The 19,825-nt window shown below is 45.6% G+C and carries 12 protein-coding genes; 4 read left to right on the top strand and 8 right to left on the bottom strand.

Features of this window, described 5'->3' with window-relative positions:
- Positions 1 to 71 precede the first annotated feature (71 nt).
- The 7 genes from panC to sfsA form a co-directional block, all read right to left on the bottom strand.
- On the bottom strand, positions 72 to 959 hold the full coding sequence (gene panC / locus HOP38_RS13955) for a pantoate--beta-alanine ligase (RefSeq protein WP_124940254.1): 888 nt from the start codon (positions 957 to 959) through the stop codon (positions 72 to 74).
- An 8-nt stretch (positions 960 to 967) separates the two neighbouring features.
- Positions 968 to 1,762: a 3-methyl-2-oxobutanoate hydroxymethyltransferase gene (gene panB / locus HOP38_RS13950; RefSeq protein ID WP_006072660.1), complete on the bottom strand. Its 795-nt coding sequence runs from the start codon at positions 1,760 to 1,762 to the stop codon at positions 968 to 970.
- A 24-nt stretch (positions 1,763 to 1,786) separates the two neighbouring features.
- Entirely contained in the window at positions 1,787 to 2,272 is a 486-nt protein-coding gene (gene folK / locus HOP38_RS13945) for a 2-amino-4-hydroxy-6-hydroxymethyldihydropteridine diphosphokinase (protein WP_006072661.1), read from the bottom strand.
- The gene (pcnB, locus tag HOP38_RS13940; protein ID WP_006072663.1) at positions 2,272 to 3,621 is read right to left on the bottom strand and encodes a polynucleotide adenylyltransferase PcnB; all 1,350 of its coding nucleotides are present in this window, start codon (positions 3,619 to 3,621) and stop codon (positions 2,272 to 2,274) included. The genes folK and pcnB overlap by 1 nt, the downstream gene beginning before the upstream one ends.
- Before the next feature lie 87 nt (positions 3,622 to 3,708).
- The gene (gluQRS, locus tag HOP38_RS13935) at positions 3,709 to 4,596 is read right to left on the bottom strand and encodes a tRNA glutamyl-Q(34) synthetase GluQRS (protein WP_198558304.1); all 888 of its coding nucleotides are present in this window, start codon (positions 4,594 to 4,596) and stop codon (positions 3,709 to 3,711) included.
- Between the two features lie 66 nt (positions 4,597 to 4,662).
- Positions 4,663 to 5,109, bottom strand: coding sequence for an RNA polymerase-binding protein DksA (dksA, locus tag HOP38_RS13930; protein ID WP_006072667.1), 447 nt, complete (start codon positions 5,107 to 5,109; stop codon positions 4,663 to 4,665).
- A gap of 131 nt (positions 5,110 to 5,240) precedes the next feature.
- Positions 5,241 to 5,954 carry a DNA/RNA nuclease SfsA gene (sfsA, locus tag HOP38_RS13925; protein ID WP_124940252.1) on the bottom strand — a complete coding sequence of 238 codons (714 nt, stop codon included), beginning with the start codon at positions 5,952 to 5,954 and terminating at the stop codon, positions 5,241 to 5,243.
- Positions 5,955 to 6,010: 56 nt separating this feature from the next.
- Between sfsA and hrpB the strand changes: the two genes are divergently transcribed.
- From hrpB to acnB, 4 genes are all read left to right on the top strand, one after another.
- Complete coding sequence (gene hrpB, locus HOP38_RS13920) at positions 6,011 to 8,476, top strand: ATP-dependent helicase HrpB (protein ID WP_198558352.1); 2,466 nt, start codon at positions 6,011 to 6,013, stop codon at positions 8,474 to 8,476.
- Complete coding sequence (gene mrcB, locus HOP38_RS13915) at positions 8,473 to 10,863, top strand: penicillin-binding protein 1B (protein WP_198558303.1); 2,391 nt, start codon at positions 8,473 to 8,475, stop codon at positions 10,861 to 10,863. The genes hrpB and mrcB overlap by 4 nt, the downstream gene beginning before the upstream one ends.
- 81 nt (positions 10,864 to 10,944) lie before the next feature.
- Positions 10,945 to 13,263 carry a patatin-like phospholipase family protein gene (locus tag HOP38_RS13910; RefSeq protein ID WP_124940249.1) on the top strand — a complete coding sequence of 773 codons (2,319 nt, stop codon included), beginning with the start codon at positions 10,945 to 10,947 and terminating at the stop codon, positions 13,261 to 13,263.
- Positions 13,264 to 13,565: 302 nt separating this feature from the next.
- Entirely contained in the window at positions 13,566 to 16,163 is a 2,598-nt protein-coding gene (acnB, locus tag HOP38_RS13905; protein WP_038224012.1) for a bifunctional aconitate hydratase 2/2-methylisocitrate dehydratase, read from the top strand.
- A gap of 100 nt (positions 16,164 to 16,263) precedes the next feature.
- Here the strand turns inward: acnB and HOP38_RS13900 are convergent, their stop codons facing one another.
- The gene (locus HOP38_RS13900; RefSeq protein ID WP_198558302.1) at positions 16,264 to 19,650 is read right to left on the bottom strand and encodes a response regulator; all 3,387 of its coding nucleotides are present in this window, start codon (positions 19,648 to 19,650) and stop codon (positions 16,264 to 16,266) included.
- Between the last annotated feature and the right edge of the window lie 175 nt (positions 19,651 to 19,825).

Here is a 19,825-nt window from a genome sequence, read left to right as displayed (position 1 = left end):
GGTCACTGATTACAGTGACCCCTTTTTTGTATCCAACGAATGTGTGCACTGTAGCAACAAAAACTACAGTGCTAGTTTTCTTCTGCTGATTCTGTTTCCGCTTGTTGCTGTTGTAACTCTAAGACTTGGTTGTCAATTAGACGCGCTTTTCCTAAGAAAGCCGACATCAAAATAACCGCGTGCGTTGAATCACTGCTAATCGGTTGCAAGCTGTGTGCGTCGCGAATGAAAATTTCGTCTGGCTGAAGACCTGCTGCACGCAATTGATCACTTGCGTCTTCAACAATGGAAGCGTAATCATCACGACCACCGCGAATTGCACTGTTAATCCAACGCATGGTTTTTGCTAACACAGGTGCACGCTGGCGTTCATCCATTGTCAGATAACCATTACGTGAGCTCATTGCCAAGCCATCCATTTCACGCACTGTTGGGACACCGACAATGTCAATATTCATGGCAAGATCGCTCACCATTTGACGGATAAGCGCCAGTTGCTGGTAATCTTTTTCACCAAAGCAAGCTACGTCTGGCTGAACGATATTGAACAGCTTAGTGACGATAGTTGATACGCCTCTAAAGTGCCCTGGACGTGAAGCACCTTCAAGCATGTGAGAAATGCCTGGAACCTCAACAAAGCTCTGTTTATCCAAGCCTTGTGGGTACATAACTTCTGGTGTTGGCGTGAACAATAAGTCGACACCTTCAGCCGTCAACTTCGCCATATCTTCGTCAAGCGTGCGTGGATAGTTGTTTAAGTCATCCGCACGATCAAATTGCATCGGATTAACAAAAATGCTCGCGACGACGACATCAGCATGTTCGCGTGCTTTGCGCATTAAAGTAAGATGGCCTTCGTGCAAATTACCCATAGTAGGAACAAAGGCAATTCGACGCTGTTCGCGCTTAAGTAGTGCAATTTGCTCTCTAAGTTCAGCAATATCAGCTAAAGTTTGCATGATTCCCCCTAGGCAATCGTATGAGCGTCATCAGGGAAAGCGCCGCTTTCCACATCAGCGATGTACTTCGCGACAGCACTGCGCATATCACCAGTTTCTGCGAGGAAGTTTTTCGAGAACTTAGGCATGTAGTTCGCCGAAATACCAAACATGTCATGCATCACTAAGATTTGGCCATCAGTAGTGTTACCTGCACCGATACCAATAACAGGGACATCGAGCGCTTCTGTGATACGTTTTGCGAGCTCTTGAGGAACGCATTCCAATAGAACGATTTGAGCGCCAGCTTCTTGAAGAGCCAGTGCGTCACGTACCATTTTGTCTGCATTCTTCTGATCGCGACCTTGAACTTTATAACCACCAAAAATATTGACGCTTTGCGGCGTTAAACCTAGGTGAGCACAAACTGGAACAGCACGTTCAGTCAGCATTCTTACGGTATCAACGAGCCAATCACTGCCTTCAATTTTAACCATGTTAGCGCCTGCACGCATCAGCTTTGCCGCATTCTCACAAGCTTGCTCTGGAGTGGCATAGCTCATGAAAGGCATGTCGGCCATAAGAAGACAGTTTGGGCTGCCTGCACGTACACTACGAGTATGATAAACAACGTCTTCTACTGTTACAGGAAGTGTGTCGTTGCGGCCTTGAAGTACCATACCTAGTGAATCACCCACTAGTAGAACTGGCATTTCTTGGCTTTCAAATAAACCTGCAAAGCTCGCATCATACGCGGTTGACGTTGCAAATTTACGACCTTCTTGTTTCCATTTAACAAGATCGTTGATGGTGATTTTTTTCATTTTTAATCCTTACTTAGGGGTTGGCTACGATTGCCAAACTCTGAGCCCATTACGTGACACATTGTCCACCAGTGTTTTGAGCTCAGTCCCGTCAGGGAGTTGTAAATTTGGTGCGATTTCCAGAAGCGGATAGAGAACAAATTCTCTCTCTTTCATCCCATAATGAGGAACGGTTAGGCGCTCGGAATCGATCACCTCATTGCCATAAAGAATAATATCGAGATCAAGAGTTCTTGGGCCCCATCTCTCATCTTTACGGACACGCCCTTGTTCCAGTTCGATCGCTTGTGTGCAATCGAGGAGCTCAAGTGGCGTTAATTCGGTAGAAACTTGCGCGACAGCATTAATATAATCAGGCTGATTTTGTGGTCCCATTGGTGTGCTGCTATAAAGCGAGGAGCAAATTGTGAGCTTACTCTTTGGTAAGTGCTTAAGTGCTTCAATCGCTTCGTTAGCTTGAGCTACGGGATCTGACAGATTGCTGCCAATCGCTATAAAACAAGTGATCATTACTCAGCGCTCTTAGATTTCTTCGGTGTTCTTCTGCGACGAGAACCAGAACGAGAGCTTGAACCACCAAGGTCATTGACCATGGCTTGACGCATATTACGACCCGCTGATTGGAACGTTGCCCACCATTTTGCCAAAGCAGCTACTTCACCGCCTTCAATTTCACCACGCATTTCGAGGAAATCAAAGCCCGCTCGGAACTTGTTAAGCTCCATCAGTCGGTAAGCTCGCTTGCCTGAACGACGAGGCAGTCGCAATTGCAGTTGCCATATCTCGCGAATCGTTGCGGTATGACGGCGCGGGATCGCTGTCGATTTGACTTGTTCATCGAGGATATTATTACTAGCTTCCATGATAGCGTCGTACTCAGACATGCCTTTTGACATTAATCGAGTGGCATATTCCATCATTGGGTACCAAAGCATGGCGGCAAACATAAACGCAGGGTTTACGCGTTTACCTTCTTCGATGCGCTCATCGGTAGCATCCAACACCAAGTCTAAGACTTGCTCAGTGCGAGAAGAATACTCTTCAGTAAAGTGCGGCGCTATGATTGGGAACAATTGTTGGAATAAATTGTATTCCCTCAATAGGTGATAGGTTTCTAGTCCATACCCAGACTGTAATAGCTTTAATGACTCTTCATATAAGCGAGCAGATGGGATATCACGCAATAATGGTGCAAGTTCTTCAATCGGCGCTGCTGTGTCTTCTTCAATGTCAAAATCTAATTTGGCAGCAAAGCGTATAGCGCGCAGCATACGCACTGGATCTTCGCGGTAGCGAACTTCAGGCTCACCGATAAGACGAATTAAACGATCTTCTAGATCTTCCATTCCACCTGCATAGTCGTGAATGGAGTAGTCGCCGATGTTGTAATACATCGCATTGATTGAGAAATCACGACGCTCTGCATCTTCATCAATAGAACCATAGACATTGTCGCGCAGTAGCATGCCTTCTTTGCTCTGTTGAGAAACGTTTTTCTCTTGTTCTTGATGGTGTCCACGGAAGGTAGCGACTTCAATAATATCGCGACCGAACATAATGTGTGCAAGACGAAAACGTCGACCAATGAGACGACAATTCCTAAATAGTTTTTTGATCTGCTCTGGCGTTGCGTTAGTGGCTATATCAAAATCTTTAGGTTGTTCTCCAAGCAGCAGATCGCGCACGCCGCCGCCAACGAGATATGCGTCATATCCTGCACCATTAAGGCGATATAAGACTTTTAACGCATTTTCGCTGATCTGCTTGCGCGAGATGTTGTGTTCGTCTCGGCTATAAGTCTGCAATGAAAGCTCGTGATAGACCGGTTGAACTTTTTGAGAATTTTCTTTTTTATTCATAATATTAACGCAATTTAGGTTCGCGAAATGACGCAGTTTTGGCGTACATTCCGTGCCTGACGCATGAAATTTGCCGCTTATGATAGCTTAGAGAGCCTCATTTGAGAATGGCGGTTTGATTTTGAGCTTATTTGGCAGTTGTAAAAGCTGCCAGTTTTCCACGCCCCACTGGATGATAGTCTCTATGTTTTCTGTTTCAATATGGCTATCAATGTTGAAACCAAGAAAACGCATTGCATTGAGTAATGTGGGTCTTGGATTGCTGAAATCAATAGCGGTGGCATGATTTTGTTTGGATAACTTGTTGCCATTATCATCAATTGCCAGCGGAAGATGCAGGTAGCTCACTGGGTCCACGTCTAATGTCTTATATAAGCTGATTTGACGACCTGTCGGCTCAATAAGATCAGCACCGCGAACGACTTCAGTGATGTTCTGATAAATATCATCGAGCACCACCGCAAGGTTGTAGGCAAACAACCCGTCACGGCGCTTAATAATGAAGTCTTCTTCAGCTAGAGCTTTAGGGATATCCAGTTGGCCATATCGTTGGTCGATAAAGGATTCAACCGGGTGGTGCATTTTGAGACGGACCGCGCACTGATTGCTTGAACTCAGTGCTTTATCTCGACACGTACCTTGATAGTAGCCACCCAGTGCTTTTATTTGCTTTCTGGTGCACTCACACAAATAAGCTTGCCCTTGATGAAGCCAATGGTCGATTTGAGCCTGATAAGCGTCCAACCGAGAACTTTGATAAAGAACATCACCATCCCATTGCAATTGATAGGCTTCCAGTGTTTTTAAGATAAGCGAGGCTGCTCCAGCCACTTCACGCGGAGGATCTATGTCTTCTATTCGAACTAACCACTGACCTGAATGGCTTTTGGCTTGGAAATAACTTCCCAGAGCGGCAATTAAGGAACCAAAATGGAGTGGACCTGAGGGAGAGGGGGCAAATCGACCTATGTACATAGTATTAGTTTCGTATGAAGTAGTGGATCAAAAAAGGGAGCGTTTGCTCCCTTTTCTTATCGCTTATTAGCCTTGCATTTGTCTTTCTTTGATCTCTGCAAGAGTCTTACAGTCGATACATAAATCGGCAGTAGGACGAGCTTCTAAACGACGGATACCGATTTCGATACCACAAGATTCACAGAAGCCAAACTCGTCTTCTTCAATCTTGTTTAGTGTCTTCTCAATCTTTTTGATTAAGCGACGTTCGCGGTCACGGTTGCGAAGTTCGAGACTGAACTCTTCTTCTTGTGACGCGCGGTCAACGGGATCAGGAAAGTTAGCTGCTTCGTCTTGCATGTGGTGCACAGTTCGATCAACTTCTTCCCTAAGTTGGTTGCGCCAAGCGCTCAAAATTTTTGTAAAGTGATCCATTTGAGCTTGTGACATGTATTCTTCACCAGCTTTCTCTTGATATGGTTCAACACCTGCAATGGCTAGGATGCCTAGCGCTTTTTTCTTAGTTTCTGGCATGCAGCATCTCCTACTTACACCTAGTCAACTGTGCGTACAGTTAATTTTAAGGCGGGTATCTATAGCAAAAAGAAATGCTGGTGGCAAATGAAGTTTGTTAAAGTTCTTATCAATGTGAAGTGAAATCACTTTTAGCTGAAATCGACCTTCGATAAGAGCGTAATTTCATTATCAAAAAACGCTGCCTTGTAACAAATTACCTCTACCCCTGCTTCCTCTGCTTGCTTGAGTAATTGTGAATATTTCGCATCTATATGGTGTGCCGCTGACACTTTTTCAATCCCTGAATGCAAAACAGCGAAAAATAATACAGCTCGATGTCCGGTTTGAACCATTTCTGTGAGCTCTCGCAAATGCTTTTGTCCTCTTGTGGTTTGTGCATCTGGAAAGTAGCCCTGACCGGTGGTGCTTGCATCATCAAGCAGTGTGACACTTTTTACTTCAATGTAGCAATCTGCGCGATCACTATCTTGTAATAAAATGTCGATTCTGCTGTTTTCTTGACCATACTTCACCTCGGTTCTCAACGATTGATAACCATTAAGCTCCTCAACAATGCCATTTTCTATTGCTTCAACAACTAAAGTATTAGCCCTAACCGTATTAACGCAAATTTTATGACCTGAGACGGTTTCCGTTAGCTCCCAACTATTAGGGTATTTTCGCTTTGCATTGTCAGAGGTGGAGTACCAAACGGTAGAGTCTGGGTCGGCGCAACCAGTCATTGCCCCGGTGTTTGCGCAGTGGATAGTGATCTGTTCTTTGTTGCTTAAATGGATATCAGCAAGAAAGCGTTTGTATCGTTTTATTAGCTTTCCTTGCTTTAAAGGAGGATCAAAGTGCATTTCGAGGCCATTTTTTATTAGAATGAGTGGCCACATTACAACATAAGGTCAAAGCGTTGTCACAGCTCCCTATAGAACAAGTGTTGCCTTCAATATTTGAAGCGATTTCCTCATCGAATCAGATCATACTCAAGGCGGCGACTGGTGCCGGTAAGTCAACGTACTTTCCTGAAAAGCTTGTTGAAAGTGGACTGATAGACGGCAAAATTATCATGCTCGAACCGCGACGTATTGCGGCGAGGAATATAGCCATGTACGTAGCGTCGCAGCGGAATGAAACGGTAGGTCAAACCGTAGGATACCGAGTACGTGGTGAGAGTAAGGTAAGCAAGGATACAAAGTTAGAAGTTGTGACAGAGGGCATCTTAACTCGTATGCTGCAAGACGACCCTGAGTTGACGGGCATTGGAGCGATTATTTTTGATGAGTTTCATGAGCGTAGCCTGCATGCCGATACCGCACTCGCTTTTTCCCTTGAAAGCCAAGAGGCGCTGCGAGATGACTTGAAGCTGATTGTGATGTCTGCAACGTTGGAAGCCAATGACCTTCAACGTGTATTACCAACAGCAACCTTTATAGAATCCAGTGGACGCTCTTTCCCAGTAGAAACCCATTATGTGCCAATGAGCCGTAATGATAATCTGCCAATGTTTATGGCAAAACAAATAGAGAACCTGATGCTACGTGAGTCAGGTTCTTTGCTGGCTTTTTTACCGGGCGTTGGCGCCATCAAAAGAGTTGAAGAGCTTTTGAGCCAATCTGGTATCGAAGCAGATGTCTGTCCTTTATATGGGCAGTTGGATTTTAAAGCGCAGCAAAAGGCTATCCAGCCAGCTAAATCCGGGACACGAAAAGTCGTTCTTGCAACCAATATCGCTGAAACTTCCCTAACCATTGAAGGTATTCGCCTCGTCGTAGATTCGGGTTTAGAAAACCAATCTTGGTTTGATTTAAAGACCGGTGTTTCGAGACTTGAACAAACCCGCATTGCACAGTCCTCCGCGATTCAAAGGGCAGGACGTGCAGGTCGAATTGAGCCTGGGCTTTGTGTACGTTTATATAGTGAAACTCAGTTCAACTCACAACCTGAGCAAAGTACGCCAGAAATTCTACGTAGTGACTTGTCCGCATTGCGATTAGAACTGACCAAGTGGGGCTGCTCTGATGCAATGGATTTAGCTTGGATAGACCCTCCCAAGTCCACGCATCTACAGCAAGCCCAGTCGCTTCTTATCAAGCTGCAACTTATTGATGAGAAGGGCAAGCAAACCGCACTTGGACATCAAGCTCATGAGTTGGGTGTCGAGCCTCGCCTTGCTAGCATGTTGCTACAGGCTAAGCAGTTAGGGTCTAAGACGCTCAATGTGGCAATAGCCGTATGCTGCCTGATTGAAGAGCCCGAACGCAATGAGCTGGATCTTACTCGTTCATTAACGCGCTGGCAGCAAGGCACTCACTCTCGCCGTGGCCCTCTTTCCCAAAGAGCTTCTATATTGGCGCAACGTTTATCGCATCGTTTTGTTTTAGAGGTGATGAATGAATCTTTACTCGGATTTGTCGCAGTGCTCGCATTCCCAGATAGAATAGCGGCAAGTCGCAGTGCTGCATCGGGACACTATTTGTTAGCAAATGGGCATGGAGCAAGTGTCGATAATCAGCAACCATTAGCGAAGTCACTTTACTTGGCCGTTGTTGATTTAATGAAAACCGGTCAGGGAAGTAGTCAGATTTTTAAGGCGTTGCCGCTGGATATTGAGCTGCTTTCGACAACAGCACCGCAATTAATTGATGAACTCTCTGTGGTGGATTGGGATGATCAGAAAGGTCGCTTAGTTGCCAGTGAACAACGAAAAATTGGCGCGATTGTTTTGCATCACAAAGAGATTCCCGTTCCAGAAAAAGCGGATGTTGAAGCTGCGCTGCTTGGCTATGTTAAGCGTAAAGGCTTAGCTGCGTTAGACTGGAGCTCTGACGCGCAAGCGCTTTGTACGCGCGTCATATGTGCTTCGGACTGGCTCCCAGATGAAGGTTGGCCGGATATGTCTGAGCAAGCATTGTTCGACGAGCTTGAGACGTGGTTATTACCCTTCATGACTGGCATCAAGAATGCCAAACAACTTAAGAAGTTGGATGTAATGGCCGCATTACAAGCCCGCTTAGGTTGGGATAAACAACAACGACTCAATGAGTGTCTCCCGACACATTTGGTGGTTGCCTCTGGCGGAAGAAAGAAAATACATTACCAAGTTGGTGAAGCTCCGACGTTGTCGGTGAAGCTGCAAGAAATGTTTGGCGAAAAGTCATCACCTACTATTGCGCTAGGTAAACAAGCGATTGTGTTAGAACTATTATCTCCAGCTCAACGTCCGTTGCAGATAACCAGAGACTTGGCGGCATTTTGGCAAGGTTCCTACAAAGAAGTACAGAAAGAGATGAAGGGGCGTTACCCGAAACATCCTTGGCCTGATGACCCAATGAATCATCAGGCAACGAGTAAAACTAAAAGACAATTGAATTCATGACAGTAACGAAAAAGTTGGCACCTAGTGGTAAAAAGCCAGCACCAAGAAAGACCACCACAAAATCGGCTCCTAAATCGAAAGCCAAAAGCAGCAAACCTAAGCGTAAGCCGAGTCGGAAAAAACCGAAACAAGGGTGGGGGAAACGCCTGTTCTCAATCGGTTGGAAACTGGCTTTGGTTGGCGTGGTGGCTCTTGGCGCGGTGTTTTACTATCTTGATCAAGTGGTTAAAGAGCGCTTTGAAGGCAATTTATTCGAGTTGCCAACAGTGGTTTATGCTCGTGTGCTCAATCTGTCTGTCGGCGACAACATCACGATAGCTCAGCTACGTAATGAACTGGACGTATTGAACTATCGTAAGGTATCTCAACCGCGCCATCCAGGAGAGTATTCCTCGTCTTCCACCAAGATAGAACTGATTCGCCGTCCCTTCGAATTTGCCGACGGTCCAGAACCCGATCGTCATGTGATGTTGTATTTTAACGATGGGTCATTGTCTAGAATTCAGTCGTTGGAAAAGAAAGGCGATCTTGGCTTTCTAAGAATTGAACCTAAGATGCTTGGGATGCTCGAGAAAAAAGCCGATGAACAACGCTTGTTTTTAAGGCGTGATCAATTTCCAGAAATCATGATCGACGCGTTATTAGCAACGGAAGATCGTGATTTTTACCAACATGATGGCATCTCTCCTACTGCCATAGCACGTGCGTTTTTTGCTAACATTCGTGCTGGCCGTACGGTACAAGGGGGCAGTACGTTAACACAACAGTTGGCTAAAAACCTGTTCCTCACCAGTGATAGAACCTTATGGCGTAAAGTAAGAGAAGTGTTTATCGCACTCATTCTTGATTATCGCTATAGCAAAGACCAAATCTTAGAAGCATATTTAAATGAAGTTTACCTTGGCCAAAGCCGCGGTGAGGCTATTCATGGTTTTGGGCTAGCGTCTCGTTTGTATTTTGGTCAGCCACTACAAGAGTTGAGAATTGACCAGCTTGCGTTATTGGTGGGTATGGTAAAAGGGCCATCGTACTACAACCCTATTCGTCATCCAGAGCGAGCTAAGCAGCGCAGAGACTTAGTGCTGCGTTTAATGATGGATCAGAACATGCTGACCGGACGTGAGTTTGAAATGGCAGCCTCTCGTGATCTCGACTTGCAGAACAATCCACAAATTGCGAGCCGCCAACCAGCGTATTTTCAGCAGCTTAACCGTGAGCTGAATAGCAAGCTAGGCGATAAGCTACGTGGTGGCAAAGGCATTCGAATCTACACCTCTCTGGATCCTGTTTCACAGGACAAGTTAGAAAAGGCCATTGCTAAGCGGGTACCTCAGTTAGAGAAAACATCCGGTAAAGGTCTTGAAGCGGCTGCTGTTGCGGTGGACAGAAATACTGGAGAGATCCGAGCTATGGTGGGCGGTAAGCGTACTGGTTACAGTGGTTTCAACCGAGCGTTGAATGCGAGTAGGCCAATTGGTTCGTTAGTCAAGCCTGCTGTCTATCTTACTGCGTTGGAACAGCCGCAGAGCTATGATTTGGCATCGACTCTAAAAGACACTCCAATTACATTGAAAGGCAGTCAAGGTAATGTTTGGCAGCCACGAAACTACGACCGTAAGTTCCGTGGTGATGTGCCGCTCTATCAAGCGCTTGCAAAATCCCTTAATGTCCCGACTGTGCGCTTAGGTATGTCTCTCGGCATTAAGCCGGTTTCCGAGACATTAGTGCGCTTAGGTGTAGATGCGAATGAGATCAGGCCTGTTCCATCCATGTTCCTTGGTTCGCTGTCGTTGACGCCATATCAAGTGGCGCAGATGTTCCAAACCATCGCTAACTCAGGACGACAAGCTGAGCTATCGGCTTTACGTTCAGTCGTTACTGTAGAGGGGGAAGTGCTCTATCGATCTCTACCAAAAGCCCAACAGAAGGTCCCTCAGCAAGCAGCATGGCTTACCACCTTTGCGATGAAAAAAGGAGTAGCTGAGGGAACAGGACGTTATCTGAATAGTCAGTTTGCATGGGCAGCACTGGCAGGAAAAACGGGTACTAGTAATGACACTCGTGATAGTTGGTTTGTTGGTGTCGATGGACGAGAGGTAACGACAATTTGGGTCGGGCGTGATGATAACAAGTCGACTAAACTCACAGGGTCTAGTGGTGCATTACGAGTGTATTCTGACTATTTGAAAGCTCGAATTCCGGAGAAGTTAACATTACCTTGGCCTAAGAACATCAGCATGATTGGTTTCTCTAAACAGCGTAGCGGTGCACTGGAACTTGATTGCGGAAGCCAATTTGAATTACCCGTCTGGGATGAAGGTGGAAAACTCAAAGCGTCCTGTGACAACCAACCCAAACAGTGGATAAAAAACCTGTTTGATTGGTGATTTCAACTACGTTTAATTATGAAGAGAATTTGCTAATTACCTGATATATTGGATTAACCATAATAAAAAGCGCTTTTAGGGATGAATGTGAAACGCCTGACTCAGTGGCTAGTAGCCGTCGCTCTCCTGTCCAGCAGTGGATGGGTGTTAGCAACCGAAAATACCGATAACAACGCAAAGGAACTTGACCGTCCTAAGATAGGATTGGTTTTGGCAGGCGGTGGCGCGAAAGGGGCTGCGCACATTGGTGTTCTAAAAGCACTAGAAGAAATGCAGATTCCTGTTGATATCATCACGGGCACGAGCATGGGGGCCTATGTGGGTGGCCTTTATGCTACCGGGATGAGTGCCGATGAGATTGAAAGCTTCATCTATACCGTGGATTGGAATAATGGATATCGCGACCGCGTTAGCCGCAGTCAACGCCGAGTTCGCGATAAGGAGTCGGAAGATCGCTATCAAATCCGCACCGATATCGGTTTACATTTTGGCTCGATAGAAGCCCCAAAAGGGGTGGTACAAGGCCAGAATATGTTACGCATTCTGCGCAAAACTACGGGCAACCTTCCTGAGTTTAAATCGTTTGATGACTTGGCCATTCCTTATCGTTCGGTAGCGACGGATATACTAAAGCTTGAGCCTGTTGTACTGGATAAAGGTTATCTAGTGGACGCAATGATGGCGAGTATGTCGGTGCCGGGCGCACTACCTCCTTATGAGCTAGATGGCTATTTACTGGTTGATGGTGGGGTGACCAATAACATGCCTGTCGAGCTGGCGAAGCAAATGGGTGCGGATATTATCATCGCGGTTGATATCAGTAGTGATTACAAAACCCGAGAGGATTTCAGTAGCTTCTTAACTGTTGGCGAGCAGCTATCCAATTATTTGGTACGCCGCAGTACAGAAGAGCAAATGCAAGCTCTGGATGACAACGACATCTTAATGCATCCAGATGTGGGACAGATCGCTACCACCGATTTTTCAGCGATGCCGAAAGCGTATGACTTAGGGTATCAAGCGGCTTATCGTAATGAGAAACAGCTTAAAGCTCTGACCGTAAACAGTGCTAAGTTTCAGCATTACATCGATGCCAAACAGTTAGCACGTAAAAAGTTGGTGTACGGTGATGAGAACGTAGTCGATAAGATAGTGATCAATAACCAGAGTCACTACAGTGATGAGTTAATCAAAAGCCGTCTGGGGCTGGAAGCGGGTGAGATTCTAGAAACCGATGAGATAGAGAAGCATATCGAGGAGCTCTATGCGCTCGATCGTTTTGAATTGATCACATACCGTTACGATGATAAAGGCGATGAAACAGATCTTGTTGTCGATGTAAAAGAGAAATCTTGGGGTCCAAATTATATGGACTTTCGTTTCTACCTTGAAGAAGACTTCAATGCGAACAGCTTCTATTCGATCGGTGTTACCACTAACTTTACCGACTTGAACGATCGCGGGGCAGAGCTGAGAGTGAACGCGGACTTTGGTACTGACAAGCGAGTGGAAGCAGAGGTCTACTCGCCATTCATGTTCAATCAAGACTTTTTCTTGTTAGGTGGCCTTCGCTACAACAGCGACAAGCGAAATGTGCTCTGTCAATTAAACTCCAGCGGGGATGGTTGCATGGAGCCAGCTCTTGAAGGCAATGCTGATTTTATTCCAGTATCGTATCGCGAGTGGGAAGGAGAGTTTGCGGTTGGTTATCAACCAGCGCTATGGCAAGAAGTGAAAATTGGTGCAAGGTATACGACTGGTGAATCGTATGTATCACCTTTACCTTCTGCTGGTACGTTTGATTTTGATCGTCGAGGTATTTTTGCCAACTACAAACTGGACACGTTAGATGATTATAGTTTGCCGACAAAAGGCTGGTTGGTGAATTTAGAGTATTTGCTATCGAGAGACAGTGGCGACCAAAACATCCAAACTGAACCTTCAGAATTTTCTGATAACGCATACGAAATTAGCATTGCTACTAAATATGCAAAAACCTTTAATCGTAATACCTTAGTCGGCTCGTTCGATTACGAAATGATCGAGACGGAAAACGACTCACTGCCAGTGAGCCCAAGAGAACTTGGTGGCTTTTTGAATATGTCGGGTATTCCTCGTAACAGTTTGATTGGCCAGAACAAGCTCTATGGTAGTCTCGTGTATCGCTATCGCTGGTTCGATAACGACTTTGGCATGTTCCAATCCCCAGTTTACTTAGGAGCAAGTGCTGAGTATGGCGGTGTCTGGGATGGCGATCGTTCGTTGTCTAATGCGCCACTGTATCTGGCAGGGTCGGTCTTTGCTGGCATAGACTCTCCTGTCGGGCCTATTATGCTGTCTTATGGTCAAGTAGAAACAGGGTTGCGCTCGTTCTATTTGATTATTGGAGCTGCTTATTAAACGTCATTATCACTCCAGATTATGTTGAATATAAATACTCTAAATGAAGGGTAGTATTGCAGCGACCTGCTGCAACTTTAGTCGCAAAATGCTTGTTTTTACTCAAACTTGCAATGTTGGTCAAAATGATAAGATTTTAATCTAACGTTAAATTTGCTATCCTTCGCCCCACAGTTTGGCCTCTCTGGCACTGCTGATTCAGTTACTTGATGACGAGATAAGGCGAGGGAGAGCCAAGTTTCCAAGGATGTCCACTCCTAATTCTAATTATTAAGGAGGGACCGCAATGAGAGGAAAAAGTCGTGCTTGAAGCCTACCGTAAACACGTCGAAGAGCGTGCTGCCGAAGGAGTTGTCCCAAGACCCCTAGATGCCGAACAAGTTGCTGGACTTGTTGAGCTATTAAAGAACCCACCTCAGGGTGAAGAAGAGTTTATTCTAGACCTCCTCGAGAACCGTATTCCACCTGGTGTTGATGAAGCTGCTTATGTTAAAGCAGGTTTTCTGACGGCTGTAACTAAGGGCGAAGTAGAATCGCCACTAGTGAGCCGTGAAAAAGCAGCCGAACTCCTAGGCACCATGCAAGGTGGTTATAACATTGAATCACTGATTGCCTTGCTTGACGATGCAGCGCTAGCGCCAATTGCCGTTAAAGCACTGTCTCATACGCTACTAATGTTTGACGCTTTCTATGATGTAGAAGAGAAAGCAAAAGCAGGTAATGCCTACGCAAAACAAGTTCTAACGTCTTGGGCTGAAGCGGAATGGTTCCTGTCTAAACCAGAGCTACAAGAGAAAATTACGTTGACAGTATTCAAGGTGACGGGTGAAACCAACACTGATGATCTGTCGCCTGCACCTGATGCATGGTCTCGTCCAGATATTCCAGTACACGCCTTAGCGATGTTGAAAAACGTACGCGATGGCATTGAACCGGATCAACCAGGTTCAATCGGTCCAATCAAACAAATTGAAGCACTTAAAGGCAAAGGCCATCAACTTGTTTATGTTGGTGACGTGGTTGGTACAGGTTCTTCTCGTAAATCAGCAACCAACTCCGTGTTGTGGTTTATGGGTGATGACATTCCAAACGTACCAAATAAGCGTGCTGGTGGTTATGTATTGGGTGGCAAGATTGCGCCAATCTTCTTCAACACGATGGAAGATGCAGGGGCACTGCCAATCGAAGTGGATGTAACTAAGCTGAACATGGGTGACGTGATTGACGTGTATCCATACCAAGGCAAAGTATGTAACCACGACTCAGGTGAAACCCTAGCAGAGTTTGCACTAAAAACAGACGTACTGATTGATGAAGTTCGTGCTGGTGGTCGTATTCCACTTATCATTGGTCGTGGTCTAACAGACCGTGCTCGCCAATCTCTAGGTCTTGAGCCGTCAGAAGTTTTCCGCCGCCCAGTAGCTGTTGAAGAGTCAGATGCTGGCTATACATTGGCTCAGAAGATGGTTGGTAAAGCCTGTGGCGTTGAAGGTGTTCGTCCGGGGACTTACTGTGAGCCGAAGATGACGACGGTTGGTTCTCAAGATACGACAGGCCCAATGACGCGTGATGAACTGAAAGACTTAGCATGTCTGGGCTTCTCTGCAGACCTAGTAATGCAGTCATTCTGTCACACCTCAGCGTATCCAAAACCAGTCGATGTGAATACTCATCATACCCTGCCTGATTTCATCATGAACCGTGCCGGTGTTTCACTGCGTCCAGGTGATGGTGTTATCCACTCTTGGTTAAACCGTATGCTTCTACCTGATACCGTTGGTACAGGTGGTGATTCACATACTCGTTTCCCTCTTGGTATTTCTTTCCCAGCAGGTTCTGGCCTGGTCGCGTTTGCTGCGGCAACCGGTGTTATGCCTCTTGATATGCCAGAATCTATCCTTGTTCGCTTTAAAGGTGAAATGCAGCCAGGCATCACACTTCGTGATCTTGTTCATGCGATTCCTTACTATGCGATTCAGCAAGGTCTATTGACGGTTGAGAAAGCCGGTAAGATCAACGAGTTCTCTGGTCGTATCCTAGAGATTGAGGGCGTTGAACATCTAACTGTTGAACAAGCATTCGAACTTTCTGATGCTTCGGCCGAGCGTAGTGCTGCAGGTTGTACTGTTAAACTGTCTCAAGAGTCCATCGAAGAGTACTTGAACTCAAACATCACTATGCTGAAGTGGATGATTTCAGAGGGCTATGGTGACCGTCGTACTATCGAACGTCGTATTGTTGCAATGCAAGAGTGGCTGGCTAACCCAGAACTAATGCAAGCGGATAGTGATGCAGAATACGCTCATGTTATCGAGATTGATCTTGCAGACGTGACGCAGCCAATCCTTTGTGCACCAAATGACCCAGATGATGCTCGTCTACTTTCTGAGGTGCAAGGGACAGAAATCAACGAAGTCTTCATTGGTTCTTGTATGACTAACATTGGTCACTTCCGTGCTGCTGGTAAGTTGCTTGATAAATACAATGGTCAACTAGATACTCGTTTATGGATTGCTCCACCAACGAAAATGGACCGTGACCAGCTAACGGAAGAAGGCTACTACGGTATCTTTGGTCGCGCTGGGGTTCGTATCGAAACACCGGGATGTTCTTTGTGTATGGGTAACCAAGCGCGTGTGGCTGACGAAGCGACAGTTATGTCTACGTCGACTCGTAACTTCCCGAACCGTCTTGGTACTGGTGCTAATGTATACCTTGCGTCAGCTGAACTTTCTTCAGTCGGTGCAATCCTAGGTAAGATTCCAACGAAAGAAGAATACCTAGAGTACATGAAGCAGATTGACCCAACGGCAGCAGATACATACCGCTATCTAAATTTCCACCGTATGGGCCAGTACACAGAGAAAGCAGACACAGTCATCTTTCAAGAGCCTGCTTAATGGTGAATTATAGAGCTTGCTAAGAGCTCTATACTGAATAAAAAAACGGCCACTTTGAGTGGCCGTTTTTTTATGCGCTGAGTTAGTGATTTGCTCTAGGCTAATTGGTCAGCAACTTTTGCAGCTTGTCGCGCAGAGCAATAATATGGTCACGCTCTGGGCCTTGACGGTGACAATGGTCGAGTATGTATTCTACTGAGCTGAGTACTGTGCGCCAACGAGGTGTTTTAGGTAAAGTCTCTACGCGCAAATACTTATCCAATGTGCGCGTTTGCAAGGTGCTGCGGTCTAAGTAAACACGCCACAAGCCACTTTGTTCAGCAAAGGCAAATTTGCTTTGTCCAGTAACACTTTCCCAATACTCCAGCGCATTGGTCATGGTATCTACCAATAACTCGCGCATCAATTCAGGACGAGACTTCTCTTCATCGACGGCTTTATCCGCTAATTGAGTAAATTCTCCGCCCAGCTCTTTGAGTTCCAGCAGTTTCGCCTTATCACCTTCAATCGCATATCGAGATAACGCATCAATAGCGGTTTCTAGGTTCTTCACGCGCGTTTGATCTAGGGACTGCCCTTGTTCGAATATGTAAATGCTCTTTAACCCCGAACCTTCGGGTAAGGTGAGAATATCGGTGTTTATATGTTGGCGTACATCATCGACAAAAATATCGATATCGCCGCAATAATGCTCCTGAGACAAGTGAATAAATTTAGGCGCAATTAGCTCTTCAACATTGAAGCGTTTGAGCTGTTCAACACTGCGTTTAAACATACGTCCGGCACTTTGGTTAGCAAACTGTACCTTGAGGTCTTCTCGGATGCATAGAATCGCTTCCGGCGCACTATCGAGTTGCTCGATCAAACGCCCTTGTGTTTCTAACAAACTTGCTTCAACCAACGCACGTTGCTTGATTTCATACTTGAGAAGTTGATTTTCGGCGCGTCTCTCTTCAGCTTTGCTTGCTTGAAGGTGAGCGGCGATACGTGCCGCTAGCTCCGGCTTACTGAACGGTTTTGCAAGGTAGTCATTGGCACCGAGCTCAAAACCACGAACTCTGTCTTCTGATTGATTCAAAGCAGTGAGCATAATGATAGGCAGCGCGGCATGATCGTATTGTTCACGAATGGTTTCACACACTTCAAAGCCACTCATTCCAGGCATCATAATATCGAGTAGCAGTAAGTCTGGTTTTTCATGCTCAATGATATCCAGTGTTTCTAAGCCATCTTTGGCCAATTTCACTTGATAGCCTTCTAGTCTTAAAAAGCTCTCTAGGATACGTAAATTCACTGGCTCATCATCCGCGACAAGCAACACTGGTCCATCAGGATTCTCTGGAAGGACTTCCTCTTCTTCGGGATTGATCTCAGTTGGCTCGGCGATATGGAAGTGACTATTTTGTCCTAATTGAGACATTTGCTCTATTTCTTCCTGTGTCGCTAAAGGAAGGGTGAAGCTGAACGTGGTGCCAACATGAGGCTGACTACTGACATAAAGAGAACCGCCCATTAACTCAATAAGCTGTCGACTTATCGATAAGCCAAGCCCTGCACCTTGGCGATAATGACCTGAATCATGACCCGCTTGAACTAACGGCTCGAAAATATGTTCAAGCTGCTGAGCAGGAATCCCTTGGCCAGTATCTACTACTTGTACACGAATATGATCATCCATGGCGGTGGCCGATAATACGATCTTACCTTCATTGGTGTATTTGATGGCATTACCTACAAGGTTATAAAGTACCTGCTCTAAGCGCTGTGGGTCGGCTGAGACATAAGGCAATGGTTCTAGGACTTGATTGATAATTCGAATCTTCTTTTCACCAAGCAAGTGATGTGACAGCTCCAAGACCAGCTGTGTTGCACCGGTTAAGCTGATAGCAGAACGCTCAATATCTAAGTTGCCGTAACGCATCTTGTGATAATCGAGAAGATCATCCACCAATCCAGCAAGGCGCTGGCCACTGTTAACAATGATATCAAGTTGATATTTATGGTTGGCGCCGATTGGTCCATTGGCACCTGAGATCATTGCCTCTGCAATCCCAATCATGCCGTGAAGTGGAGTGCGAAGTTCGTGAGAGGTGGTTGCAAGGAATTCATCTTTCAGCTTGTTTGCTAGCTGTAATTCTTCGTTTTGCTTTTTAATCGTGACTAAATTCTGCTCTAGCTCTTGGTTCTGACTCTTAATGAGCTCGATCTTCTCTTTTATTGAGCGCCTCATACGCTCGAAACTCAGAGCCAATCGGCCAATCTCATCTTTACGGTCTGCGCTAATAATCGAAGGTTCTAAGTCTCCACCAGAGGCTCTTTCGGCTGCCCAAGTAAGCTTAAGCAGTGGCGACGTAATAAAGTTAGAAAGGTAGTGTGAAGCAATGACAACCAGCACAATCGCGGTCAGCATTGCAATAACAAACAGTTTTTCTAGTTGCTTAACGCTAGCAAAAGCGATGGCCTCTGGTGTTTCGGCAACCAGTGCCCAATTGGTTTCATTGAGTTGAATAGGAGTGAATGCCGCAAAGTAGTCTTCGCCTTTGGCATTGGTGTAGCTACCCACCATGGTGAGACCCGATAAGGCTTGTGAGATAACTTCGTTGCTGTTGTCTATGGTGTCTTTTTCAAGCCCAAGTATCTTAGCTGCATGGTCACTACCGACCAGCAGCAGCTTAATATCATCTGGTTTGCCGTCAGTGATGAGTTTAGTGATTCCCTTGATGGGAAGCCTGAACATGGCATAACTGTGAAGATAACCTTGCTGGATAATCGGTGCACCAAGCCAAGCGTACTGTTGGTCATCTTGTAGGGCAAAATCGGAAATAACAACCGGGGTGTACTCTTCGTTTTCTTTACGCTTGTGAGTGACTTCAGATTTCAAACGATCAAAGGTTTCGCCAAGGATCTGAGTTGAAAACTCACCCGTTTCTAAATTTGTGCCGTAATAGCGATTTTTATAGACGGAGTAGGTGACGTTGCCTGCAAGATCGACCAGTATGATGTCATCAAAATCTGAGCGTTTCAGGTGCTCCATAAACGCCCTATGATAGCGCTTGTGTAGAAGACGGTAGCGTTCACTTCCTACATAACTACTAGAGTCTGGAAGGATTGCGGTTTTTACTTGATTGCCTGAACCTTGAATATAGCGTTCTTGCGCATGTTCTCTTGCTTGTTCTATATCGTCACCGAGGCGCTGAAACGCATTTACCAGTCCATAGAATCGCCCACCACTGGCATAAGCTAGCTCTGAACGTACAAATCCCATGACTTCAGACTCTTGAGCTTGAAAGTAGTTGATCAACTGCTGTTTTTTAGTATCTCTTATCGATACCAGATGAGAGGTACTTTGATCTTTTAGATCCTGACTGTGTGCGTTGAGAAAGAATAGCGCGATGACCGTCAAGGGCGTAATGCTGAGCACCAAAAAAGCCATCATCAAGGTGTTTTGCAGCCGCTTGAATTTCTGTTTTCGATACAACTTGAACATATTTATCGCTTAGCTCTCGGTATGACGAATTAAGAAAGAGTTAACCTTAGCAATTTAATGACTTTTTTTTCTTTGACAAGTAAGTTGGCGATAAACCGTGTTGAGTAACACAAAAATAACGTATGCAATCAGCTTTGTGGTGTAAGAAAGGGCCTAATGAAGCGAGTTATTTAAA

The organism is Vibrio mediterranei (genome assembly GCF_013364395.1).
Lineage (GTDB): Bacteria > Pseudomonadota > Gammaproteobacteria > Enterobacterales > Vibrionaceae > Vibrio > Vibrio mediterranei.
The sequence above is the reverse complement of the archived record's forward strand: the minus strand, read 5'-3'. Positions and strand labels throughout refer to the sequence as shown.